Genomic DNA, 22,561 nt, shown 5'->3' on the forward strand with positions numbered 1-22,561 from the left:
ATGGCTACCGGCGCTTGTCTCGCGGGAGCTGAGAACGCCTCTCTGCCAGGTAGAAGCCGGCAGCGAAGAAAATGAGGACAACGCCCAGCACTATGCCGATCCAGTTCTGCACATAGATTGCTAGGGCGATGACACCGAGCCCGCCCATGAGCATGTAGATCGCGTAACCGACTGTTGCGGGTTTCATGGGGCAGGGCATCCATTTCTTGGTAGCCAGGGCTCGGGCCGATGCACCACGCACTGGGTGTTGAGGGGCTCCACTCTTGGAGAGCCTTGTTTGGTACGCGAGGGTGACGGGGTTGCCCTCAGACACCCATGCTGGCTTCATACCTATCAGCCTGGAGGATCCGCCACTAGCCACACATTGGCGATAGCAACCGAAGTTAGCTGATGCCAGGGCCAGCATTGCCGTTTAGCTTTGTCAGAAGCGCGCCACTTATCGCTGCGGTTCACATCATGCGGACGCAAATTTCACGGACGAGACGTCTCGCATCCCTTGGCTTCCGAGACGACAGCGGTTGCAATGACACGCTCCTCGATCCGCGCGCTGAGCGACCCGTCGCGGGCCGCAGGTGCTCTACTGGCCTCGGAGCATGGAGAGCAGAGGGCGCAATGACCATAAAGATGACGGACTACGAGCAGCAGGCGTGGGAAAAGCTCATCGCTGCCGAGCGATCCCGCCGCGCCAATTGGCGGGCACGCGGAGCCGCCAAGGTCTCTGGGATGGTCTCCGCCGCTGGCGATGCGGCAAAAAGGATCCCTGGCGCCGAGCGGGTGGGCGAGGTCATGGATGACAGCATCAAGGCCGCGCTCAACGGAGCGGCAAAGGCTGTCTTCATGCCGGCCATCTCATCGGTCTCGATGGAACGTCGCATCAGGGGACTGCGCAAACAACACCCCGGGATCGGCGAGGCCTCCCCGTTCGACGTCCTGGACCTCCAAGCCCTCGACAAGGGCAGACCAAAGCAGCTGCTTCCCTTCATTGGCATGGCCGAGTCGACGGCAGCGTCACTGACCATCACGGGACTCCAGGTGTCGACGACGGTCAGCGGTGGGGCCACCGCCGGGGCGGTAGCCCTGGCGATCGTCGGCGATGTCAGCGCGTCCTTGGCACTACTAGGCCGCGCGGTCGCGGAGGTCGCGGTCCACTACGGTTTCGACCCGAACGAACCCGAAGAGGAAATCTTCCTCATGGGGGTGCTGTCCTACAGCACAGCGGCAACCCTGGAGGGGAAGACGGCCGCCCTCGCCGCGCTTTCGCGGCTGAGCCAGCAGATGATGCGGCGCGCGGTGTGGAAGGAGCTGGAGAAGGACGTCCTGGTTAAGGTCATCCAAAGTGCGTTCAAGAGCATCGGCCTGCGCCTCACGCACAAGCGTCTGGCCCAAGTAGTGCCCTTTGCCGGAGGACTGGTCTCTGCGGGCCTGAGCTACGACCTGCTCGACCGCGCCCTGAGAGACGCCACCCGCGTTTACCGGGTGCGGTACCTCGCCGACAAGTACGGCTTGTCCTTCGATGACTGGGTCGAGCAGGCCATGGCACATGACGCGGCAGAGTCAAGCCGCGACGACGCTACCGACGAGCAGCCGATCGACGTCGAGGCCATCATGCAGGCAACGATCCACGAGCATGAGCACACCGGCCCCGACGAAGCGGCTGGAGCCGAGAACGCGCTGTCGGACGGGAACTCACGCTAGATCGCCTCGCCCGCATGGGATACACCAGCCTCCTGGTGCTAGCTAGCCCCACGTCGGCGGGACTGCCCCCGGTTTACCTGACTTAGCGGGCCAAGCTCAGGTGCCGCGGCGAGGGTGGGAGCGCACCTTGATCGTGGGCTGGTCGTAGGGGCTGGACCCGGCCCGGCGCCGCATGTGCTCGCGCACCGTGGTCGCCGCTCTTGATCGGGGGCCGGGGACGTGCCGGGTGTAGGAGGCGTCCATCCTGCCGACCTCGAGGTCTTCGTGTGCGCCGGCCACCGGCACGACCCACGTCACGCCCGGCCTGCTGGGGTTCCCGGATGTCGACCTCGTCAGAGACCTGCCGAGGTCAAGCACCTGAGGGGGCAAGTGCGCGTCTTCTGCGTCGCGGGCCGGCCGGGACTCTGCATGGCAGCGGGCGGCCTCGGCCTGGTGCCCTAGTTGCTCGGCGATCATCGCCAGAATCAGCGCCGGGTCGTCGGCGCGATGGGGAAAGGTGCGGTCGGTGACGACGCGCTTGGTCATCCGCGGCAAGGCGAGGTCCCCCAGCTCCAGGGCGGTGGCGGCGGCAGTGCGCAACTGACCGACCCCGCAGGTGTAGAGGGCCATCGTGCCGTCCTCGGTCTCCCACAGGGTGAGGCGGTCCAGGTGCCCGTCGTAGAACAGTCCGCGGGGGCGGCGGGCCAGACGGGAGAGGTGGTCCAGCGCCTCTCCCCCGGTCTCCCGCGAGAAAGCCCGCTTGGCACGGGCGTGGACATGGGCGGCGGTGTCCGCGTCGGCATGGATCCCGAACCGTTCGGCGGCGATCCGCCCTGCGTCCCGCTCATCGGCAGTAGCCCCGTAAGTTGTCAGTTCCGTGACCGCCAAGTAGAGGTCGGCCGTCAGCCGGGCAGGTACACCGGAAGCGTTGCCGTGCACCAGCCGCCGGCAAGCCTCGATCGGCAGCTCCACGCGTTGGTGTGGTGCCGTCCGAGACGTCGCTGTAGTCCGGAGGTCTCTGGCCGCGGCACGTTTCAACTTCTCCCGCAGCCGCTCTTCCCGTTCCCTCCTGAGCCGCTCTACCTGCCGCTTAGCGGTCTCCGGGCGCGGCGGTGTAGAGACGGCAAGCGGCGCGGGCTTCCGGTCCGCAGCTCGTGTCCGGTCGCCCACCGGGGCGGGAGGCGCGTAGTGCGCCGGGGACTCTGTGGTGGCGGCAAGAAACCGCTCGATTCCGGCCCGGTCGAGGGACTGGGACAGCGGGTCGTACAGGCGCGCCCGGTCCAGCAACTCGTGGACGTGCGCAAGCTTATAGGTCAGCGCGTTAGCCAGCCGAGGCGCCAGTTCCGCCACGGTGGGCGCAAAGTGCTCCGTCCGGCTCAGTTCCTCGTACGCGGACTCGAGCACGGAACGGGCCTCGCGTAGCTGCCCGGCGGTTGCGGGTCTCGTGCGCTTCCGCGGGACGGGGGCCAACACGGGGTCGCGGCGGCAGGCGATTCGGAGCTGTTTGATCCGGGCCGGAGTGAGCGAAATGCGCAACGGCGCTGTGATGCCAACCTGGTCGAGTAGGCCTGCGGTACGTTCCGGGTCGCATCCCAGCACGGCCGTCAGGGTCCGAGTGAGCTGGGCCAAGGTGGGATCAGCGATGTCGGTTCGGTTCAGAGCACGGTAGGCGGCTTCCACCACCTCATTGGCTCGACGCAGGTCGGCTGGTCGAGGCACTGACTCATCCGGGGCGGAAACCTGTGGAGACTGCGGGTTGGGGACTAGATAGGCCGCGGCGATGAAGCGGTCGACGTCCTCATCGGTCAGGCATCCGGGCAGCGAACGCGCGATCCCGGCCTCTTTCAGCAGCTCAGTCACCACGGATTCGGGCAGGCCCAGTGTTCTGGAAAGCCGTGGGAGAAGTTTCTCAATGGTCAGGTTCCGGACCACGGAGCTGTGCTGTTCGAGGCGCCTGAAGGGACCCCCAGAGGTAAAAGCCTGCCTCGCTGCCGCCATCTCCCTGACGGTGCGGCGCGAGCTTTCTTCTCGTTCAGTCGGTGCTGGCAGGGATCGGGCCGTGGTGATGAAGCGGGAGACTCGTTCTTCTGTCAGCGCCTCGCGCAGTGGTGCGCCGATGCCTACCACCATGAGCAGTGTTTCGACGTGGCCCCCCGGGTGGCCCAGTGCTTCGGTCAGCCGCTGGCACAGATCCTCGACGGTCGGAGCCTCAGCGGCAGGGTCATCCAGCTGGCGCCATACGGACCGGAAGACGTCGCGGGCTGCGGCCAGCCGGTAGGTAGTGGCTCTGGGTTCGGACGCCCTGTAGGAGGCTCGAATAGCCATGTCGCGCGGGTTCGGGGACCGACTCATCGCAGCATCTCCCACACCGCGGTCTCGAGCAGGGCCAGGGCCTCCTGCTCGGTGGCTCCCTCGGGAGCGTGGAAGCGGTCCGACAGGGTAGCCATCAGCTTGGCCAGCTGGGCGCGGTCGAGGAGCTGGACCAGCAGGTTGCGGAACTCGTCGTGGGTGAGGTTGACGATCTCGACCTCCACCGAGTCGGCCAGGCGTGCCGTGGCGACGCGCACGGCGCCGCGGTGTCGATCACGATATCGGCGCGGGAGTTGATCATCACCCACACCCAGCTCCCACCCGGCAGGACTACGGTGTCGTCGGCGATCTCTATTGTGGCTCGTGGCTCCGCGCAGGTTGGTGGCCCAGGAGGAGGCGAGCACCGAGGCCCTCCCGAATCCGCAGGCGGCCACGTCGGTGAGGGTGCCACGGAACCCGGTCAGATCGACGTTGTCGATCACGCTACGTTCGACGGTGACGCAGGGCGGGACGTGCGTTTCGCAGATCGACCCGGAGAGCACCGCGACCCCGCAGGAGACCCAGGAGTCCCCGGACAGGACGACGTCGAGTCCAATGGTTCTGTCCTCCTCCACGGTGCCGTCGGGGCGGGCGCGTTGTAGGCAATAGACCGGCACCGAGCGGCGCACGGCAGGGACGGCATTCACGCCTTCGGACAGGTCAGGTCGGTGGGTCACGGTCGCTCCTGGGTCGTTGGGGCGTGATTCCATCATGTAGCCGGAATTCCCCGTCCGCCCGGCGGCACACTGTGGGACAGGGCAGGGAAGGTTCGACCCCGGCGACGGGCGGACGGCCTGCCGCCGGGGTCGAGGACCTTATCCTCGGCCCAGCCTTTAGGGTTCCCATCGCCCAGGATTCGCCCGACGTGCACTCCTTCCGCCGAGGACTGCAACTCGAACCACTTGGTGGAGGGCGCACAGGGTCGAGATCAACGAGTACGACTTGGCTTCGGCGCCGAACTCGGGAGATGTCAATTTTCTTTGAGCGTGGCCTCATAAATGGGGGTGAACTTCGGCTCCGCATCCTCGCGGACATCAGGGCTAAAAGCGCGATAGCACTTCAATCGCTCTACGGCGGCGACGTACTCCAGTCCCAGCTGGGTCTCCTGTGGCGGTTCCCCGGTTAACTCCAGCCAGTAACCGAACCCCTCCCCGACCATTCCGGTGTCAGCGCGTACCACGAGTGAGGACAGCGCCGGCAGGCTACGCCTGCGGCAACGCTGCAGCACCTTCCCCAGGACATTGCCGATCCAGTACCGCTGCTGCATTTTGGTGGTACGACCAGTGTTCTCGACTACCCGCTCGGCCAATTGCGTATAGGTGATGTAGCCGCCGTACTTCGTGGCGACCTCATCCCTCAAGATGCGGACTGCTTCATCGGCCCAGATGTGCAGCTTCTGCTGATGTGGAAGCTCGCCCCTGGTCTTCTTCCCCGGTTGATGGACCATCCCGTACACCCCTCGCCCATATCACCATGTTTGCAATCACAAATATACTCATCAGTAGGGATGGTCTCGTGAGGCAGCGGATAGATGACGCCGGACGACATGGATCCGTTACAAAAACGGCTTTCTAGTGAGGTCCGGCGAGAGACTGCCCGGGGAGAGACGCTGGGATTGGTCTCCGCGGGCCTGAGCTACGACATGCTGGATCGCGCCCTGAGGAACGCGTCCCGTATTTACCGGGTCCGCTACCTTGCTGAGAAGTACGGCCTATCCTTCAATGACTGGGGCGAGCAAGCAATGGCGAACGACGCCCCCGAGTCCAGCCACGACGATGACACCGATGAAGAACTGATCGACGTCGAGGCCCCCATGCGGGCTACGATCGCAGAACACGGATCACACCGGCCCTGATAAGACGCCCCAAACACACGGCACGCCGCCAGACGAAGAATCGCGCCAAGCCGCCTCCCCCATCTGGGATGCGAAGGTCTCATAGGTCGGCAGCCCACGGCGACAGCGAGCCGCTACCGCCGTGGGTCTTACGCGTGCTCTGGCGCTAACATTCCGGCATCATGATCTGCCACCACGAAACACGGTCGAGTTTCGAGCAACCTAGGGCAATGCAGGAAATTAGGATTCCAGGTGAACGGCATGAGTCCGATCAATGGCAGAACCGGTAAACCTGATCGGGTAAAACATAAACATTATTGGAAAATCCAAGCACGCTAGGCTGAAGCGCACATAGATGCCCGCTACATTTCGTGCGGCAACGCTGGGAAAAGCTGAACATTTTCCTCGGTAGCCGATGACTCCTCATCCTCACTCGCTGCGGCAACCTCATCGAGGCTAATGTCTATCACAGGTGCGGTTGTGGTTGGCTGCGCAGTTGAGGCCGTAACGATCCCCTGTTGCAACTCTTCCTTAGTGATCGGATAACGCGTGCCCTTGACGCCTTTGTAGGTGTTCAGAGCTCGGTCGATCTGCGCCTTAGTGGTCGGGGCGAGATGCACAACTAACAACTCAAAAAGTAGATCCGTATTATCTTTACCAGTCGCCATCTTGCCTTGAGCGCGCGGCGCATGCGGAGTAAGTTGCCAAACTGCCAGGAAAGGCGGGCTGGCGATGTTCCAATCAAGGGCTTTGAGCTTGGCCAACGCCTCGTCCCAAGTAAGCAATCCCTGCTGTACGACGTGGCAAACTGCCTTAGCTACCGCGAGTTGCACAACGGGCCGCATAAAAGGGTGACCCTCATTTTCGCGCCCCTTGGGGGCTCGCAGTTCCTTCCCGCTGATGGCAGATTCGTAACGGCTCGGAAGGTTTCCCGAAGCATCTAGAAGATCATCTAGCAGCTTTGTGAGCGAATTATAGCTTTGCTCCAAAATTTCATCAGTTGTACGTTCTGTGAGCTTATGCATTCGCCCATCCAGATCCCACCCTAGAATCTTTAACAGGTCGTACAGCACACCGATGGTAGTCCAAGAGGAGGAACTAACTCCCACCTGACGTGTTGCGAGTTTAAGTTCTCCCTCACTTCCCACCTTGGAGAAAACCTGAACGACACCGTCTTTCTTCACAAAGGAGTGATCATCCAGTAAGCGACGGGTAATAATGGCAAACCCGTCATCTTCATCGAGTGCGATGTTCTCCTGAATGGTAGTTTTGACCGCGTTACGGTTGATGTTCGTGAAAAGACGACGAGTTATCTGTCGGCCCTCAGGGGTGTTCTGATGAGGAACAATGATGACTCCGATGTCCTCGCTACCCAGTTCAGGCTTCTGCTTGCATGCGTCCTTGATTGCTCGCAGTCTGTGCTGGCCGTCCAAGGCAAAGAACTGATGTGTACCGTCAAAGGCGAGGACCCCAAACTCGCGATCCACTCCCTCAAGAACTCCCTGGTCCTCGCTTGCCTCCATTCGTAGGGGCATGTATTCGGGGTCACCTCCCCAAGCAGCGACAATAAGGGACCCTAGGAAACGCCTGTCATTGGTGAGGAGATATTTTGTGATTTCGTCGGTGCGCACGCCAATGCCCCGCTGAATCATCGAACCTAAATCTTTATTTACGCCCAGTTCGTAAGCAAAGTTTATTTCTCGCGCCACCTGTGCATAACTCATCAATGCCAAGTAATAGTTCCACTCCCCGACCTTAGCTTTGAAGGCCGGAACGAAAGTTTTTGATGGCATCAATTTTCCTATCAATCGGTCGATATGTGGAATCGTTTTAAAATGCAGGTCGAGGGGAGCCTAGAACCAAATTCGGTAAGCGTTGCCGATTGCATGGAGGGTTTAAAAACTTAATAAGTCTATCTTCTAAATGCGGAATTTCACTACACTGAGGGACTGTAATGAACCAATGTTCCAGAGGTTCCAGGGTGAGGTATCGACTCAGTAAGTGATCACGCGTTCGGGGAATTCCTTTCTGCCATAGGGCAGCTGGGTTGCCTCGCAGATACTTTTCATAACTCCGGTAGCGAGCTCTGAGCGTGCTTGAGTTGGGACTTCCATCGTCACCAGCACCTGCCTTGCCCACGTATAAGACTTGAGTAAGACCACCTGGCCGACAGTTCTCTTCTAGTTCGAACGAGAGATAGGGGCGCCAGACGAACATGTATAGACCGGGCTCGTCTGGGATGGTTTGCCACGCATTCGGAGTGGCAGTCTGAACCTCCCAGGCGTTCCCTCCCTCATGGAGGTCTGCCATGAGTTGCTGGCATGCCGGTTGATCAAGCAGCCGAAGAAGTGCCCAGTCGATGCTCAGGGCCGGACTCGGCGCATCGCGGTGCCTGTGGACTAGCTCTTGCAGCTGCTGGCTCACTTAAGTCTTTCCAGAGCGCTTGACAGTGGTTTCGGTTAGCAACTTACCTGGAACCACTAGATGTGGCAGGCCACACAAGGGGGCGTGTCGTCCTCATCGTCAAGAACGTCCTCCAATGCGTCAACCAAGGGCAGGTTCACGCGTTTGCTGGCAGCCCGTGCCATGGCTGCGGCTTGCTTCTCCTTGATCTCGTCGGCCCGGTCCCGTAGCTCACGTAGTGTCTCGCCCTGGGACCACGTGTACTGGCGACCTTGCATCGCGGTGTCTTGGAAGTTTTCCTTCTCCTCGTAGGCAATGGCCTCTTCGAACAGGTCGGGGTGCCGCTCAGCCAGACCGATCCACTCTGATTTTCGCTGGAAGAAGCAGAAAGAGCACCCGCTGCGCGTACGCCATTCGTAATACTCGGGTAGACCCACGCCGGCGTCATCGAGAATGCGGAAGACCTGCTCCTTATCAATACCGTCTTCTTTGAACGGGAAGACCGGCTTGATCGTCGGCTTAGTGCTGATGTAGCCACTCCGGCGCTCATCAGCTCGGATGCCGATGTAGGTGTAGGTCTTGGCGTCCCCGAGCCACGTCTCGAGTGGCTTGATTTTCAAATTCTTAGTGCACCACCGCATCTGCGGACTCGGCAAGGCGCCGCCATAGACCTGCAGCCAGTGATCAAAATCGCGGTCGGCGTTCAATCGCACGATTCGCTTCCCAAGGACTGCTTCAAGGCGCGTAAGGTACTCGTACGTTTCCGGAAGCTCGGCGCCAGTGTCAGTGAAGAAGTACTCCAGCTGAGGTACCCGGTCGCGAAGGTAAATGGCAAGCGCTGCGCTGTCCTTCCCGCCACTAATACCCAAAACGTGACGCGCGCCCTCATCAGCCAGCGCCACATCGACTGTGACGCTTGTAATGTTTGTGGCTTCGCTAGGCATTATTTGCCTTCCTCTGTTTGGTGGACGGTACGTCAGTCTTAGTTAATGATGGCTGATCCGCAGTATTAAGCACCAGGTCTGCTACCAGAGCTGCGAGACCGTCTCTGCCCTGGGGTCCCACCCGTTCCTCAGCCTGTCGGAGCAACTCCTCGGCCAACGGACGAAGGTCGTCCAACATTTCTTGCGTGTAGTAGACGACTCGGTTACTTTCCTGTCCCTCTGGAGTCGTAATCGCCATGCGGCGCGCCATGAAGGGGCTGCTATCGCGGGCCTCGGCATCGTAGTGCAAGGCCTCCACCCTGCGGAAAGCCGCGACCAGCTCTCGCAAGTTGTGGGCGAATCGCGTTCGATCCTCGTCGCGCCATAGTTCAACCGGCTTATCGCTGACGGCTAGGCCCATGGAGCTGAGCCATGCCGTATCACTGTCGGTGTCGTTGGCGGCGTTGAAGAGGAAGGTCCGCAACTTGGGGTTGATGACCTTCTCTTCCAGCGACTGGGCTCTGTGTTGTAGGGCAGGGCGCAGTTTGGCGAGGTCGTCCGGCTGCTCGAGCTCGGCGGCAACGGCGGACCCAATTTTCCGGAGCTGGTCTTCGTATGCGCCCTGCAGTTCGTCGAGCGCGCGCTGGAGACGTTTAATGAAGAGCGGCAAATCAGCGTCGTTGATAGCGCGCGTATGGTTGTTGAGATCTATGCCGCACGCGGCCGGGAGGCCCTCAAACAGAAGGCGATCCGGCTCACGCGCTTCCAGCAAGGCTGCTCGAACTGCGATGGTGTTCGGTTCTAGGGCGGTCGTGTGCAGGGTGTAGTCAGGCAGTCCTCGTGCGAGGCGCAGAAGTGGTGCGGCGACTGCCAATACCGTCCGGTTCCTCAAAAGGTTCATTGAGAGGGACTTTCCGGCACCCTGCAGCTTTGTGGTGGCGTCGCTGATAGCTGCTAGTTGTCGGTTCCGAGCGCCAGCCGTGCTAAAGGACTTCAGGGCAAAACGCCGGGGTGCCTTGATCAACCGCTCCATGAGATCGATTGTTAATGCGGGCTGATAGGAGCCGTCCTCATAGATGGCGACTTCCTGATCGCGATGCAGCAGGAAGGCCGTGAGAAGCACGGGAATCGGTCCGTCTTTAAGGCCAATTGGAGGGGCTGCCAGCCGTCGATACAGCTCATCAATGCCGGCCGGCTCCTCCGTAGAGCTGTCCACGAACTGCGACATGGTGCCCCAGACACGGCTCAGGTTGCTCTCCGCCTTCGGGGGACTGAAATCCCAAACCCCCCCATACTCGCGGTGGACACCAGTAAAGCGCAGCACGGCCTCATACATAGACCGCTCGGGCCCGTAATTCTCGAATCCGAGCTGCTGGTCATCCCGATGAGCGATCATCGCCTGAATGAGGTTGCGCCGCGCCTTGGCGCCCTGGCTGGTGAGTTCGCGGCGTCCCAGCATCTCGTTCTTGATTTCGGGGCTCTTGTTATATGCGGAGTCGCAGACGTCCGAGAGCAGCCGTGACAGGCTGTTCGTGGGAGGCAGTAGCTCGCCAGGTTTGGACTCATTCAGCAGCCAGAAATCCACCCCTTCGGCGCCTGGCCGGAATGTCTCCGTGAAGGTTTGATTCAAGCGGCTGCGCGCATCCGCTACCCGGTCTTGGAGCTCCCGGCGAGCTACACGGTCGTCCATCACTTCTTGCTGGTCCAAAACGGCGAGGGCGGAAGCTGCCTCAACGGCGGCGTCTCGGACTAACTCGGATTGGGCGCTACACGCCACCACTGTGGGCCGGGCCCCCATTGGGGCCCGCAAAGTGGCCGCACCTTCTGGAGCGCCGAGGAAGTAGACAAGGAGTCCATCCGCAGGATCGTTGTGTCCCAAGGCAGGCAGGGGCGCTGCACCATCGCTGTAGGCAACGGAGAAATACCGAAGCATCGTGACGCGTTGGCTGTGCCGTCCCGCGATAAGGGGCTGTTCTGCCTGCAACCGCGTCAGTAGCTCCGCTGCACTTGTGCTCCGCAGTTGTTCACGGGCGTCCGCGACACGACCGCGGAGGTCGACATCACTGCCCTGCCACAAACGGTACTCATCCGCGAAGGAGCGATAGGTTAGCCACCCCCGTGCCTCTAGATCACTAAGCCGCTCACGCCACGTGGCATCGGGTGAAGCATCCGCGGGAGCCAGGGCGTACGAAATGAGATCCGCAGACGCGCGCAACCCCACCACGTTGCCCATCAAGTTCAGCAGTCCCACAGTCTTGAGAACTGCCACGTCCTTAGACGCCAAAGAGCTCGCTTCGCGGATGCGTTCATTAACTTCCCGCCAGCGACTGCCCCCAATGCCCGCCGCCATGGCCTGCCCGGGACCAGCGAAAAAGTCATACAACTCCGCTAGTTGCATGCTCGGCAAACTAGCCCGGGCATCAGGAACCGGGGTCTGAGCGAGGAACGCCCGTGCCGTGTGGTCTTCCGTGCTCGCCAGGAACGTGAACAACGTCCGACCGTGCTGACCTAGCTGCGCACACAGTTCCGGCAGAGCCAATAACGCAATGGGATGGAGCGGGTAGCAACGCTCCAACGTGTCGGCACCACCGGGTAGATGGTTCGCCACGCCCACATCGGTAGCTCGCTCGTAGGCATGCAATGCCCAAGTGCCTCGCCGCTTATGCAGAGACGGCGAAAGGCTCGCGTCCTCTAGTGCACCAGCAACCAATCTCAGTGACTGCTCGGCTGATTCGAGGAAGGGCACGTCCTCGAACCGCCCCTGGACCTTGCCCCACTCGCGTCGCTGAGCGGCTGACGCCTGTCGAACGTAGTCGTCGAAGGCGAGGTGCTGCAGTGTGAAGATGAACGAAGGCGTGGCGCCTGAGCCGGTTGCTAGTTCCGCTAATTCCTGGAGGGCAAACAGATCGGCGCCCGCCTGCTCGCCATGGGCTGCCGACGCGAAGTGTTCCAGCGTCTTGCCGAACTCGTCCAGAATAAGCAATACCGGCGCATGCGCAGCAATTTTTTTGACCGCAGTCGCCACCGTACGTGCCGACCGAGCTGCGCGCGCAGCCTCAACGGCCTCGCCAACCCCGACCTCAGGCTCTGCGGTCCAGTAACCCGATACCCCGTGCTCCAGCGCACGCACCAGGCTGTCAATCAGCGGTTCCTGCTGGCAGGTAGTCGTCGCCAGCACGAAGCCCGACTCCTCCGCGCCGAGGCCCTCTCGGACTTTACGTAAACCAGCCAACAGGGGGGCATCTGCATCCCCCAGCGTCGCCTCCGCCTGGCTACGCCTTAAGCTGGCTGGCCCCAGCAAAGCGCGCAGGAACAACGCGAATGAACTCTTGCCGGCTCCGTACGGGCCGGTGAGCGACCAAGCCCGGCCAGCACTTGGGTCCTCGATGGCCTCCACCAGCCGGCGCAATACCTCAAGTGCTCGACCGGTCGGAATGTAGTGCTCCACCTGCTCCTGATGCAGCTCCAAATTCGCTGCCCGCAGGTAACTCTGACGAGGCTTGATTTGATCGATTAGCGTGTCGGTCATGCCGCGGACCTGTTCGTTGAGGGGTAATAACGGTTCAAAGCTGCGTCGGCGAGCTCCGCCGCTGGGGCCTCGAGGACAAGTTGCCTAAGCCCAGCGGGCTCGGCCACCTTGATGCCAGGCAGCGATGCCGCTGCCTCCCGTAGCGCGTCGTAGAGGTTCGTCTCAGTTAACCTAAAAGCTCGTCCCGGACTGCCGGGGTCACCTGTAAGTCGCGCAACGCTAATGGTGCGGTCACCGGCTGCCTTCTCATTGAGGTAGTCCAGGCAGGCGTACGCCACAATAAGCGGCGGAAGGGTCGCCTTCGGGCCAGTCACAAACCGCCAGCTCTTGGTATCACCGGCTGCCGGGGCCAACAATCCCAGTTGCCGGGTCGGGCAATCGAGCAAATCGTCCATGGTCTGACGCCCATAGCGGCGAAAGGCGAACGTCCGTAGCATGCAGTCGACGTCCTTCTTGATCGAGGACTCCATGACCGCTGGCCAGCCAGTTGACGCCGTCAGCTCGACGACATGGTTGGTGAGCTGGTGCTCCTCGAACTGCTGAGGCGCGAACAAGTGAAACGCGGTCCACCACACCGGCGCCAGCGAGGGCGGAGCGAGCAACTTCCAGTGCAGGAGCCACAGGCTTGCGGGATCCTCAAGCCACGGGTCCCAACCCTCATCAGCCAGCAGAGCCCGCCCGAACTCGGACGGCACTAGGTGCGGCATGCGCGGTCGCTCTCGGTTCTCGGCGGTTTCCAACACCTTGTAAGCCTGCGCCCAATACCGAATGGCGCTAACCATGTTCTTACCCACCCCAAGACGGACGGTCGCCTCCGGATTGCTGAAGACAGCCCGATCCTTCTCCGCCTCGGTGAACGCCTTACGCAGCCAACCGAAGCGGAGATGAAACGTCTCGTGTCGGGCGAAGGCGGGTTGAGCATTGGCCTTGAGTAATGCGCCACTCATGCGGAAAAGCTCTCTTCCTGTTCATTTTTAGAGTTGCCGCAAAGCACGGCACTCAGCCGACGCAGCGTGGTGGTGAGGGCCACGACCGCTTCGTCCACCTCGGTCTCCGTCGTAAATCGGCTCAAGCTGAGCCGCAGCGCCGCCGCAGCCTCCTCGCTACTAAGTCCCATGGCCCGCAGGACCGGGCTCGGCTCAGGAGTGCCCACGTGACAAGCACTCCCAGTCGAGGCAGCGACGGAAGGAGTCTGCGCCAACACCACATCCCCCTCAAACCCGATTGGCAAACCTACATTCAAAATGTTCGGCAACCGCACGGCATCGGCGGCGTGATCTCGAAGCGGCACACCAGCAGTCCGTATGCCTGCCAGGAGACGGTCACGTAGTTCGGCGACTTCCGTTGCCGCCGTTGCTCCGCTGTCATGGGCAAGGTCCGCCGCTGCCCCGAATCCGGCAAGCGCCGCGACGTTCTCGGTTCCGCTACGCAGGCCCCGCTCTTGTCCGCCGCCGAATAGCATCGGCTGCAGCTGACGTTGCACCTGGCGCGAGGCGATGAGCGCCGCGGCTCCCTGCGGGCCGTGCATCTTGTGACTGCTGACTGTTACGAGGTCAGACATGGCGACTCCGCGGGCGTCTCCCCAAGCCATTAGTTGACTCGCGTCGGTATGCAGCCACGCACCGGCGGCGTGCGCTAGTTCGGCTACTGCACCAAGGTCAGGCATTAGCCCGGTTTCATTATTGGCGGAATGAACGGACACGAGCGCCGTGTGCTCATCAATTTCTGCTGCCAATACCTCCAGCACCGGTTGTCCATGGGAATCAACCGGAACTACTCGAACATCTGCGCCAGCAGCAGCGAGGGCATGAACAGTCCGCAGCACGGACGGATGCTCCGTGGCGATAGTCACTATTCGGTTCCGTTTTGTTGATGAGAGGAGGCCGGTTATCGCTAGATTATTCGCCTCAGTCGCGCTGGCGGTAAACAGAACCGAACCCGGCCCCACATCCATCAGGTTCGCAATCTGTTCCCTGGCTGCAGCCACGATGTCACGGGCGTGACGTCCAAAATTGTGAGCAGCCCCTGGATTACCTGGAGGACCGTCGAGGGCAGCCAACATGGCAGCACGAGCCGACGGAGCCAGGGGGCTGGAGGCGGCGGCATCCAAATAGATCACAGCATTCGCTTCTTTCTTCATCATTCGGACGCACACACTCCCTCTCCCAATTTACTTCCGAAACGATCGACGATCGGGCTCGCCACCCCGACTTTGCAGCTCGGGGACTGCTACCACGTCGATGAGCACAGCCTGTCACCGGCCACCGACAGCATTGACAGCACTGACGGACCAGCTTTCCTGGATGCGACTGGAGTCTCTCGGGCGGGACAGCCACGATCTCGATCCACAAGTCCTAAGCCTCGATCGTCCCACGGCCAAGGAGCGTGACCGGAATTCTGGACACGGCTCACTGGGTGGGAGCTGCCCGAGGTGCAGGTCCCCGCGGTGGAATGGGTGGACACCGTACCGGCATCCACGGGGGCGACCGGGCTCATCGTAGGGTCACCAACGACCGCCCCGCCCGGCACTCATCCCTCGCGATGGACTCGGACCTGCTGCTGGGCAACGACGACGGGGTACCGCTGATCGCGGCGATCCTGTTCGCCGCCGAAGCCCGTGCGGGCCTCACTGCCCTGCACTTGCCGTGACATCCGCACCTGGACGCCCAACGTTCTCAGCGCCGCTACTCTGCCATGGCCGCCGGGCAGGGCCCCGGGATGCTGTCCGGAAAGAGCACTTTCTGCCAGGGTGGGGAGCGTACGTCCCTGACGTGCACGGCCCCTCCGAACCTCGGGGAGGCTCGACAGGTCGCAGAAAAGAAGCAGGTACTGGATATGACTACTGGTGTGGTCAAGTGGTTCAACGCCGACAAGGGCTTCGGCTTCATCACCCCCGACGACGGCTCCAAGGACGTGTTCGCGCACTTCTCCGCCATCGCCTCCAGCGGGTTCCGCTCCCTCAACGAGGGCGACCACGTGGAGTTCGAGACCCAGGCCGGCCCCAAGGGCCCCCAGGCTGCGAACGTCACCGTCATCCCCTAACCGCACAGATCTCCCCGCGGAGATTCTCGGTGGTGGCGCCGATGCACCGCCGCCACTGACGTGATCGCCATCCTGTCCATAGGCGGGGTGGCGATCGCTTTGCTACGTAAACCCTGGGTAGCTGATCCCATCCCGGCCGCTGAAGCTGCGTGATATTTATCAACTGCATCAGTATCTCGCTGTTCATTGGCAACCGGGCAACGTACCGCCATTACGGGTGTAGGCAGTGGCAATATCCGCGTGGCCTGCCGCGCACGTCATGCGCATTCATCCCTTGCCGACCCCACCTGGACACTTCCCACTGGCACCCTCGCTTCCCTGACCCCGGGAAAGACAGTGATTCTTAGGCCTATCAGTAGACAGATCTATTCAGACCCTTTTCGCTACTGCCGAGACCAAAGGCTGGAATTTACCGATAAGGTGGACCGGTCGGCGAAGGCGCTCACGGCAATCTCCGGTCTCTATCTCCTCTGCTTCTTTCAAAACCTGCGGGAAGACAGGTCGGTGCCGGTGTTCCGGACCGTGGGCGCACCACCGCGAAACAACGATGACCCCAACGGAAAGGTGTTGTGATGGCCCAGAGCGTGCAGATCATTTTGGAGGACGACCTCGAGGGTGGTCCTGCTGATGAGACCGTCCAGTTCGGTCTGGACGGCCGGCAGTACGAGATTGACCTCTCCACTGCTAACGCGGAGAAGCTGCGGGAGGCCCTGCGCCCCTACGCAACCGCTGGCCGGCGGGCCCAGTCCAAGTCCACCCGGGCCACCGGGCCCCGTTCCTCCACTGGTGGTAACCCGGAGACGGCGAAGATCCGGGTCTGGGCGAAGGAGAACGGCTACGAGGTCTCCGACCGCGGCCGCATCCACCAGTCCGTCAAGGACGCCTACTACGCCGCCCAGTAGGCCCCACTCCCCCACCGGACTGCATTCGGTCTTTCGAGGGCTCCGTGACGGCAGGCCCGATGCTGGCCGGCCACCGCTGCAACATCACAGCGGAACGCCTCGAGGCAGGGCTCGAGCACAGAGTCCGTCACCGCGGTTTCTCCGCACGGTGAGCAGCCGGTGACGGGTTACTCGTCCTGATCCGACACCGGGCCGCCAGCTGGACCACGTGGGCACCCCCACAGATACACCCCATTTACCCCATTGACTGAATGGGGTAAATGGGGTGTAAGGCTACTCGGCTAGGGCATGTCTCCCAATATGTCCTTGAGCCAGACGGTGATGGCGCGCAGCACGGCCCCACCACGGTAGGTCAGTGCGAGTTTGTCGTAGCGCGTGGCGAGGCCTCGCCACTGCTTGAAGACGTTGAAGGACCGCTCGACGACGTTGCGGGCCTTGTAGTCCTCGGCGTCGAAGGACGGCGGCCACCCACCACGGGAGCCGCGGCGGGCCCGGTGCCCGGCTTGGTCGTCCTTCTCCGGTATCACCGCGGTGATGCCACGGGATCGCAGATTCGCCCGGATCGCTCGGGAGGAGTACGCCTTGTCCGCCCGCAGCCGTTCCGGTCGGGTCCGAGGACGTCCGGGCCCGTGGCGGGCGACCCGCAGGTGATTCATCAGGTGGCCGAACATCGGGGCGTCTCCGGCCTGGCCGGGCCCGGCCAGCACCACCAGGGGGCGCCCGGCCCCGTTGACCAGGGAATGGATCTTCGGGGCGAGCCCGCCGCGGCAGCGCCCCACGTCGTGGTCAGCCGGCTCCTCGTGCAGATTCGAGTAGTTCGATCCCGCCCCCTGTGTCACGGGCGAAGTTCGTGGCGTGTTGATGGGCCCGGTTGTCGGTGGAGTCCACCGACACCGCCCAGTCGATCAGTTGGACCTTCTGCGCGTCGGTCAGCAGCGCGGCCAGGAACTTGTCCCAGGTCCCGTCACCGCTGTAGCGGCGGTGCCGCTTCCACACGGTCTGCCATGGCCCAAACTGCTCAGGCACATCGCGCCAGGCAATCCTGCACCGGTATCGGCAGAGAATGCCTTCCACCGCCTGTTCTTCCAGGGATCCGTGGCTCTCCTGCGTCGTCTTACAGGAGTTTCGTCGGGCACGCTCGGCAGAGCACGGGTCCCAGTGTCGGGCAGGCTGGACCAAGGCGTGCCGGTGTACCCATGGCGTTGGTGTCACTCGTGCGGGGATTCAGCTCAGTCTAGCGGCGGCGCACTCGTATTGCCTGGTCACAGGTACGTTGAGCACCATGATCTGGCTTATTACCGCCTTGTACTCACTGGCGATCATCGGTCCGGTGGCCGGCGTGATGCACGGCCTGCTCGTCACCGTCCCGGCGTCCCGGCAGTACGGCCAGGCGGTGGCCCAGGCCCAGCACGACATGCTCCCGAACTGGCTGGCCCAGCATGACGAGTTCGCCCTCGAGGATTTGATCGCGGAGATCGGCAATGTCTCGGAGCGGGTGTCGCCGCACCCCTATTTCCCTCCGCCATCCGCCAAGGACGCGCTGCGGGACCTGGCCCTGGTGGGCGGAGGTGCCGTGGCTGGGGGAGTGGGGAGCATTCTGTCCATCTGGGTGCCACCAGTCTACTGACCCGCCTGATCCCGTAAGGCCTGGAACCACGCCGGCCTAGTAGTACTTGGGAGGTCGGCCCCGGGTCACGGTGCCTGCACCGCCGAAGGGCCGCCCGTTGTTGACCTCGTCGCGGTACTGGTGGATTCGGTCGGTGATGATGCCGGCGACGAAGTCGCTGAGGGTCTGCCCGCGCTGGGCGACGTGGTTGTAGGCCGAGCGCAGTTCGGCGAGGTCGTCAATGTCCATCTGGACCTGGAGGCGACGGCGGGTGTCCGTGGCGTTCCCCTTCTTCTGCTCGCCCTTCTGCTGCTCAGCTACGGGGGCCGGCACCGTCTCCTGTGGTGTGGCGGGTGCTGCGGCCTCCGGCGCTGGTGCGGGTGCGGCGGGGGCGGTGGTGTCGGTGATGGAGGGGGCGACAGCGTCTTGGCCGGTGAGGAAGGTGGATTTCCGGCGGCGTCCTGCAGTGCTCATGTGGGGGTTATTCCTTTCGTGCCGGCCAGGCTTAGCGGCGGGTGATCCGGGCCAGGTGACGGGTGTAGAGCTCGGCCATGGACTGGCCGCCCTTGATGCGGTCCAGGGCGTCGCCGGTCTCGATGGCGTCGCGGATCACCGCGCGCTTGGGGATGGGCGGGTCCAGCAGCTGTTCCCCCAGGGCTTCTTGGAGGGTCAGTCGCCATTCGCGTCCGGCCAGGGTCGCCGGCTCCCACTTGTTGAGCAGCACCCCGCGGATCGTGAGGTCGGGGTTGTAGTGCTGCTGGACGGAGCCGATGGTGTCGCGCATCAGGGCCACCCCGTCGGCGGCGAACAGGCCGGCCTCGGTGACCAGCACGGCCCCGTGGGCGGCCACCAGGGCGTTGACGGTGAGCATGCCCAGGTTCGGCGGGCAGTCGATGATGACCAGATCGTAGCGCTCCCCCACCCCCTGAAGGGCGCGCTGAAGGGTCCGTGCGCGTTCCTCGGTGCGGGGTGCCTGGGTGAGGTCTTGCTCGATGATCGCCAGGGCCCGCCCCACGGTGGGGGCCAGGTCCACCCCGGGCCAGATGGTCGGCACGATGACGTCGACCAGCGTGACGGGCTCCTCCCCCGGCGCCTGCTGGGGATTGATGACGTCGGCCAGGCTGACCTCATCCAGGGGCAGCCGCTCGGGGGTCAGGGCGGTGGTGAGGTTGCCCTGCGGGTCCATGTCGATGGCGAGCACGCGCTTGTCCGCCCGCTGGGCGGCGCGGATGAGGTGGTAGGCCGTGGTGGTCTTGCCCACGCCACCCTTCTGCAGCACGGTGGCAAGGATGTCCATACGGTGCCTCCTTTGAGTGTTTGCCTCAGTTTAGTAAATGGAGTCGTTGAGTAAATGGAATGCAGAGGTGTGTCGACGGGTCTCAAGCGGTGATGGAGAAGTACACGCGGTAGAGGTCGTCCCGGGCGCGGCAGGCGGTGGCGGTGACCTCCACCAGGTGCTCCCCGTCGAGGTGGCCGGCGTTGAGGCACGCCTCGGTGGCGGCATCCGCGAGGTGCTGGGCCTTCCGCGCCAGCACCTCGAGGCGCTGGGCGTGGCGGGTGAGCCACTCGGTGAACTTCTCGCTGACGGCAGCCGCCTGGGCGGCCGCGCGCAGCATCTCGATCCCGGCCAGGACCGCCTGGGCGGCGCGGGCCGCCTCTTGGGCGGTTGCCCGGTGCTTGCTGGTTGGGTGTTCAGGCTGGATGATCATGGCGTCCTCCTGGGGGCGGGTGGACTTCGCAGGGACCGAGCATGCGGGGTGCCGTGGACCTGCGGGTGATCGGTCAGGTCAGCTCGGCGCGCTGTCGCACCAGAGCGTGGAGCTTGTCCGGGCGCAGACCGTGCCAGTGGTCCTGGACCGTACCGTCGCCGTCGCGGACGACAGTCACGGGCACTCCCTGGTAGCCCAGGCCGCGGAGGAAGTCGGCGGCCGCGGGCAGGGAAGCGACATTGATCAGGCCGAAGGGGATGTCCTTCCGGTCCATGGCCTGGCCGGCGGCCTGGCAATCCACACACCCGGGGAGGGTGTAAAGGGTGATGGTGGTCATGATGCCCTCCTGGGCTCAATGGAAGAGCAGGTCCTGGACGTAGAGGCTGTGCCCGGCCACCGCACCGTCGTCTTCGAGGACGGCAAAGACTCCGGCGGTGCCGACACCGGGAACACTCTGGGGATAGAGCACGTGGGCGATGTCGAAGTAGTGAGGCCATCCTCGCCAACAGGTCTGACTTCGGTACTTCTGCCATCAATTTACTCCATTACATGAATGGAGTAAATGGCGTGAATGGATGATTTTAAGGAGAGGCTGGGAATGGTCAGGCGGACAAAGGTCCCCACAGACGAGCAGTCGGCAGGGGCGTCAGCATCCGCGGGGACACCACATGGAAGGGTGGCCGCCTAAGAGTCCCTGCAAACGTGGAGTGGCTCGAGTCCCTCGGGGATGGAAGCGAGCAGCTTCTCGCGGGCGGCAACGTATCCCTCACCCTCCGCCTCAACCTCCTGGGCCGCCATGGATTTGATCATGCAGACGATCTTCATGTTGGGCTCCTTCTTCGTGCAGCGACATGCACACCCTGCTAAAACCTCAGCAGGGCACACATGCGTCGAAGCGCGCGGATGCCGGCTCACCCCAGTCTGCTGCTTCTCGTGGACCCCGGTGCCCACAGAGCGACTGAGTCGCCGGCGCCCAGAGGGCTGAGCGGACGCCCAAGGCTCGCATTCTCCCTGGACAGCTATAGCCCCTACACCATCCCATCGGAGCTTTCACGTCCATTTATTCCAAAACATCCTTTTATTCCACCACTGTTGTATGCCACCTTGACCGCAAGCAAGGTGCTGGTAGTGATCGCGGTCCAGTCCGGGCTCGGAGGTTCCCGCGGCTTCCCTTCGGCAATCATTTCAGAGGCCCGCCAGGGCCGAGGAAATGTGCGGCAGCCATCGTCCGCCAACCCAGTCCCAAGGAGGACTGTCGCCTTGATCGGCCGGGGGAGTAGGTCAGTTCTAATGCGGCCCAGCTAACAAGTGCGTGTTCAGGAGACGGTGCGGAGCTCGTTCCAGTCGGTGGTGTAGCGCGGGGAGAGGTCTGCTTGGCGGTTGGTCCAGGGGGCGGGGGAGTGGGCGCCGAGTCGGCCCAGGGCGAGGGTGCCGGTGCCGAAGCGGCGGTTCACCGCATCGACCAGTTCCCCGATCGGGGCGGGATGCTCGAGCACCCCCGGCAGAACCGGCACGGACCCCTCGGGAGCGAGGTCCGTGCAGAGGATGCCGGCGCGCATGTAGGACATGCCATGCATCAGCTTGGGCACCAGGGCCGCCCGGGCCGCGGCCACCAGGGGAGTGGGCTCGTTGGTGGGCACAGCCAGGCGCACGTGGGTGGAGACGTGGTGTGCAGGTCCGGGCCGGTGCGGGGAAGTGGAGGCGAAGACAGTGAGACGCCCGGCCACCTCGCCCTCCTTGCGCAGACGGCGGGAGGCGCGTTGGGCGAACTCGGCCACCGCGGCCCCGACGATCTCCGGGTCCCAGATAGGGTCCGGGAACGATCGGGAGACCAGGATCTGCTGCTTGGTCGCGACCTCGTCCTCGACGGGGATGGCGGGGAACCCGTTGAGCTCCAGGACGGTGCGCATCTGCACCACGGAGAACTTCTGCCGGATGACCACCGGGTCGGCATCACGCAGGTCGGCAACGGTCTCGATCCCCATCGCCTCCAGCCGCTTGGCCAGCCGCCCGGCGATCCCCCAGACCTCGGTGACGGGCAGGACCGCCATGAGCCGGTCCCAGTACCCGTCCGGGGCCTGGTCCCAGTGGACCACCCCACCGGTGGCGGGCAGCTTCTTCGCGGTCTCGGTGGCGATCTTCGCCCGCGTCTTGGAGCTGGCGATCCCGATGCTTACGGGCAGTCCGACATTGCGGGCCACGGTGGCTTTCAGCCGGCGGGCCCATCGCGCCTGTTCGGCCGGGGTGCCTTCGGGTGGGAGGAGGAAGCACTCGTCGATGGAGTACACCTCCTGACCCAGAGCGTGGCGGGCCAGTAGCAGCATCACCCGCTCCGACAGATCGGCGTAGAGCTGGTAGTTGGAGGACCGCTTTTCCAGTCCCCAGCGATTCGCGTCGGCGCGCAGCTGGAACCAGGGGTCACCCATCTTGATCCCCAACGCTTTGGCCTCAGCGCTGCGGGCGACGACACAGCCGTCGTTGTTGGAGAGCACCACCAATGGCTTGCCGGCCAGGGAGGGCTCGAAGAGGGCCTCGCAGGAGGCGTAGAAGTTGTTCACGTCGACCAGGGCGATCACCGCAGAACACCGTC

Annotated in this window: 21 protein-coding genes and 1 pseudogene; 6 read left to right on the forward strand and 16 right to left on the reverse strand. The window is 63.2% G+C overall.

Annotated features, from left to right (window positions below; all coding sequences use genetic code 11):
- Window positions 1-4: 4 nt before the first annotated feature.
- A complete protein-coding gene (locus tag AC6CH6_RS03695) occupies window positions 5-187 on the reverse strand; it encodes a hypothetical protein (RefSeq protein ID WP_498254044.1) in 183 nt (60 codons plus the stop codon).
- 437 nt (window positions 188-624) lie between these two features.
- Between AC6CH6_RS03695 and AC6CH6_RS03700 the strand changes: the two genes are divergently transcribed.
- Entirely contained in the window at window positions 625-1,695 is a 1,071-nt protein-coding gene (locus AC6CH6_RS03700; protein WP_498254045.1) for an EcsC family protein, read from the forward strand.
- A 96-nt stretch (window positions 1,696-1,791) separates the two neighbouring features.
- Here AC6CH6_RS03700 and AC6CH6_RS03705 read toward each other — a convergent pair whose 3' ends face one another.
- The 3 genes from AC6CH6_RS03705 to AC6CH6_RS03715 all read right to left on the reverse strand — a co-directional run bounded on the left by AC6CH6_RS03705 (window position 1,792) and on the right by AC6CH6_RS03715 (window position 5,470).
- Window positions 1,792-4,026 (reverse strand): hypothetical protein, encoded by a 2,235-nt coding sequence (locus tag AC6CH6_RS03705; RefSeq protein WP_498254046.1) that lies wholly within the window; start codon window positions 4,024-4,026, stop codon window positions 1,792-1,794.
- Window positions 4,023-4,700, reverse strand: coding sequence for a hypothetical protein (locus tag AC6CH6_RS03710; RefSeq protein WP_498254047.1), 678 nt, complete (start codon window positions 4,698-4,700; stop codon window positions 4,023-4,025). The genes AC6CH6_RS03705 and AC6CH6_RS03710 overlap by 4 nt, the downstream gene beginning before the upstream one ends.
- Before the next feature lie 293 nt (window positions 4,701-4,993).
- Window positions 4,994-5,470 (reverse strand): hypothetical protein, encoded by a 477-nt coding sequence (locus tag AC6CH6_RS03715; RefSeq protein WP_498254048.1) that lies wholly within the window; start codon window positions 5,468-5,470, stop codon window positions 4,994-4,996.
- Window positions 5,471-5,554: 84 nt separating this feature from the next.
- Here AC6CH6_RS03715 and AC6CH6_RS03720 point away from each other — a divergent pair, with 84 nt between their 5' ends.
- On the forward strand, window positions 5,555-5,878 hold the full coding sequence (locus AC6CH6_RS03720; RefSeq protein WP_498254049.1) for a hypothetical protein: 324 nt from the start codon (window positions 5,555-5,557) through the stop codon (window positions 5,876-5,878).
- 341 nt (window positions 5,879-6,219) lie between these two features.
- Here AC6CH6_RS03720 and AC6CH6_RS03725 read toward each other — a convergent pair whose 3' ends face one another.
- The 5 genes from AC6CH6_RS03725 to AC6CH6_RS03745 all read right to left on the reverse strand — a co-directional run bounded on the left by AC6CH6_RS03725 (window position 6,220) and on the right by AC6CH6_RS03745 (window position 14,855).
- Entirely contained in the window at window positions 6,220-7,650 is a 1,431-nt protein-coding gene (locus AC6CH6_RS03725) for a DNA sulfur modification protein DndB (protein WP_498254050.1), read from the reverse strand.
- Window positions 7,651-8,337: 687 nt separating this feature from the next.
- The gene (locus tag AC6CH6_RS03730) at window positions 8,338-9,204 is read right to left on the reverse strand and encodes a phosphoadenosine phosphosulfate reductase family protein (protein WP_498254051.1); all 867 of its coding nucleotides are present in this window, start codon (window positions 9,202-9,204) and stop codon (window positions 8,338-8,340) included.
- On the reverse strand, window positions 9,197-12,712 hold the full coding sequence (locus AC6CH6_RS03735; RefSeq protein WP_498254052.1) for a hypothetical protein: 3,516 nt from the start codon (window positions 12,710-12,712) through the stop codon (window positions 9,197-9,199). The genes AC6CH6_RS03730 and AC6CH6_RS03735 overlap by 8 nt, the downstream gene beginning before the upstream one ends.
- The gene (locus tag AC6CH6_RS03740) at window positions 12,709-13,659 is read right to left on the reverse strand and encodes a DUF4007 family protein (RefSeq protein WP_498254053.1); all 951 of its coding nucleotides are present in this window, start codon (window positions 13,657-13,659) and stop codon (window positions 12,709-12,711) included. The genes AC6CH6_RS03735 and AC6CH6_RS03740 overlap by 4 nt, the downstream gene beginning before the upstream one ends.
- Window positions 13,656-14,855: a cysteine desulfurase family protein gene (locus AC6CH6_RS03745; RefSeq protein WP_498254054.1), complete on the reverse strand. Its 1,200-nt coding sequence runs from the start codon at window positions 14,853-14,855 to the stop codon at window positions 13,656-13,658. Before AC6CH6_RS03745 ends, AC6CH6_RS03740 begins: the two co-directional genes overlap by 4 nt.
- A gap of 308 nt (window positions 14,856-15,163) precedes the next feature.
- On the opposite strand from AC6CH6_RS03745, the gene AC6CH6_RS03750 reads away from it, so the two are divergent.
- The 3 genes from AC6CH6_RS03750 (at window position 15,164) to AC6CH6_RS03760 (ending at window position 16,656) form a co-directional block, all read left to right on the forward strand.
- A complete protein-coding gene (locus AC6CH6_RS03750) occupies window positions 15,164-15,361 on the forward strand; it encodes a hypothetical protein (RefSeq protein WP_498254055.1) in 198 nt (65 codons plus the stop codon).
- Between the two features lie 186 nt (window positions 15,362-15,547).
- Window positions 15,548-15,754 (forward strand): transcription antiterminator/RNA stability regulator CspE, encoded by a 207-nt coding sequence (cspE, locus tag AC6CH6_RS03755; RefSeq protein WP_498254056.1) that lies wholly within the window; start codon window positions 15,548-15,550, stop codon window positions 15,752-15,754.
- A 572-nt stretch (window positions 15,755-16,326) separates the two neighbouring features.
- Window positions 16,327-16,656, forward strand: coding sequence for a histone-like nucleoid-structuring protein Lsr2 (locus tag AC6CH6_RS03760; RefSeq protein WP_498254057.1), 330 nt, complete (start codon window positions 16,327-16,329; stop codon window positions 16,654-16,656).
- Between the two features lie 281 nt (window positions 16,657-16,937).
- Here AC6CH6_RS03760 and AC6CH6_RS03765 read toward each other — a convergent pair.
- Window positions 16,938-17,730, reverse strand: a pseudogene (locus AC6CH6_RS03765) (IS5 family transposase); the annotation flags it as partial.
- 199 nt (window positions 17,731-17,929) lie between these two features.
- Between AC6CH6_RS03765 and AC6CH6_RS03770 the strand changes: the two are divergent.
- Window positions 17,930-18,283, forward strand: coding sequence for a hypothetical protein (locus tag AC6CH6_RS03770; protein ID WP_498254058.1), 354 nt, complete (start codon window positions 17,930-17,932; stop codon window positions 18,281-18,283).
- A 36-nt stretch (window positions 18,284-18,319) separates the two neighbouring features.
- On the opposite strand, the gene AC6CH6_RS03775 is transcribed toward AC6CH6_RS03770, so the two are convergent.
- From AC6CH6_RS03775 to AC6CH6_RS03800, 6 genes are all read right to left on the reverse strand, one after another.
- On the reverse strand, window positions 18,320-18,736 hold the full coding sequence (locus AC6CH6_RS03775; RefSeq protein ID WP_498254059.1) for a hypothetical protein: 417 nt from the start codon (window positions 18,734-18,736) through the stop codon (window positions 18,320-18,322).
- A gap of 31 nt (window positions 18,737-18,767) precedes the next feature.
- Window positions 18,768-19,559: a ParA family protein gene (locus AC6CH6_RS03780; protein WP_498254060.1), complete on the reverse strand. Its 792-nt coding sequence runs from the start codon at window positions 19,557-19,559 to the stop codon at window positions 18,768-18,770.
- A gap of 82 nt (window positions 19,560-19,641) precedes the next feature.
- A complete protein-coding gene (locus AC6CH6_RS03785; protein ID WP_498254061.1) occupies window positions 19,642-19,971 on the reverse strand; it encodes a hypothetical protein in 330 nt (109 codons plus the stop codon).
- A 73-nt stretch (window positions 19,972-20,044) separates the two neighbouring features.
- Window positions 20,045-20,308 (reverse strand): glutaredoxin domain-containing protein, encoded by a 264-nt coding sequence (locus AC6CH6_RS03790; RefSeq protein WP_498254062.1) that lies wholly within the window; start codon window positions 20,306-20,308, stop codon window positions 20,045-20,047.
- A 347-nt stretch (window positions 20,309-20,655) separates the two neighbouring features.
- On the reverse strand, window positions 20,656-20,796 hold the full coding sequence (locus tag AC6CH6_RS03795) for a hypothetical protein (protein WP_498254063.1): 141 nt from the start codon (window positions 20,794-20,796) through the stop codon (window positions 20,656-20,658).
- Between the two features lie 491 nt (window positions 20,797-21,287).
- On the reverse strand, window positions 21,288-22,547 hold the full coding sequence (locus tag AC6CH6_RS03800; protein WP_498254064.1) for a Y-family DNA polymerase: 1,260 nt from the start codon (window positions 22,545-22,547) through the stop codon (window positions 21,288-21,290).
- Window positions 22,548-22,561 lie beyond the last annotated feature (14 nt).

The sequence above is a fragment of the Kocuria sp. GQ42 genome, from assembly GCF_059758435.1.

What these genes read in the sequence shown, in the direction of transcription:
- AC6CH6_RS03695 (WP_498254044.1), bottom strand. Translation starts at nt 187, where the DNA reads ATGAAACCCGCAACAGTCGGTTACGCGATCTACATGCTCATGGGCGGG.
- AC6CH6_RS03700 (WP_498254045.1), top strand. Translation starts at nt 625, where the DNA reads ATGACGGACTACGAGCAGCAGGCGTGGGAAAAGCTCATCGCTGCCGAG.
- AC6CH6_RS03705 (WP_498254046.1), bottom strand. Translation starts at nt 4,026, where the DNA reads ATGAGTCGGTCCCCGAACCCGCGCGACATGGCTATTCGAGCCTCCTAC.
- AC6CH6_RS03715 (WP_498254048.1), bottom strand. Translation starts at nt 5,470, where the DNA reads ATGGTCCATCAACCGGGGAAGAAGACCAGGGGCGAGCTTCCACATCAG.
- AC6CH6_RS03720 (WP_498254049.1), top strand. Translation starts at nt 5,555, where the DNA reads ATGACGCCGGACGACATGGATCCGTTACAAAAACGGCTTTCTAGTGAG.
- AC6CH6_RS03725 (WP_498254050.1), bottom strand. Translation starts at nt 7,650, where the DNA reads ATGCCATCAAAAACTTTCGTTCCGGCCTTCAAAGCTAAGGTCGGGGAG.
- AC6CH6_RS03730 (WP_498254051.1), bottom strand. Translation starts at nt 9,204, where the DNA reads ATGCCTAGCGAAGCCACAAACATTACAAGCGTCACAGTCGATGTGGCG.
- AC6CH6_RS03735 (WP_498254052.1), bottom strand. Translation starts at nt 12,712, where the DNA reads ATGACCGACACGCTAATCGATCAAATCAAGCCTCGTCAGAGTTACCTG.
- AC6CH6_RS03740 (WP_498254053.1), bottom strand. Translation starts at nt 13,659, where the DNA reads ATGAGTGGCGCATTACTCAAGGCCAATGCTCAACCCGCCTTCGCCCGA.
- AC6CH6_RS03745 (WP_498254054.1), bottom strand. Translation starts at nt 14,855, where the DNA reads ATGATGAAGAAAGAAGCGAATGCTGTGATCTATTTGGATGCCGCCGCC.
- AC6CH6_RS03750 (WP_498254055.1), top strand. Translation starts at nt 15,164, where the DNA reads ATGGGTGGACACCGTACCGGCATCCACGGGGGCGACCGGGCTCATCGT.
- cspE (WP_498254056.1), top strand. Translation starts at nt 15,548, where the DNA reads ATGACTACTGGTGTGGTCAAGTGGTTCAACGCCGACAAGGGCTTCGGC.
- AC6CH6_RS03760 (WP_498254057.1), top strand. Translation starts at nt 16,327, where the DNA reads ATGGCCCAGAGCGTGCAGATCATTTTGGAGGACGACCTCGAGGGTGGT.
- AC6CH6_RS03775 (WP_498254059.1), bottom strand. Translation starts at nt 18,736, where the DNA reads ATGAGCACTGCAGGACGCCGCCGGAAATCCACCTTCCTCACCGGCCAA.
- AC6CH6_RS03780 (WP_498254060.1), bottom strand. Translation starts at nt 19,559, where the DNA reads ATGGACATCCTTGCCACCGTGCTGCAGAAGGGTGGCGTGGGCAAGACC.
- AC6CH6_RS03785 (WP_498254061.1), bottom strand. Translation starts at nt 19,971, where the DNA reads ATGATCATCCAGCCTGAACACCCAACCAGCAAGCACCGGGCAACCGCC.
- AC6CH6_RS03790 (WP_498254062.1), bottom strand. Translation starts at nt 20,308, where the DNA reads ATGACCACCATCACCCTTTACACCCTCCCCGGGTGTGTGGATTGCCAG.
- AC6CH6_RS03795 (WP_498254063.1), bottom strand. Translation starts at nt 20,796, where the DNA reads ATGAAGATCGTCTGCATGATCAAATCCATGGCGGCCCAGGAGGTTGAG.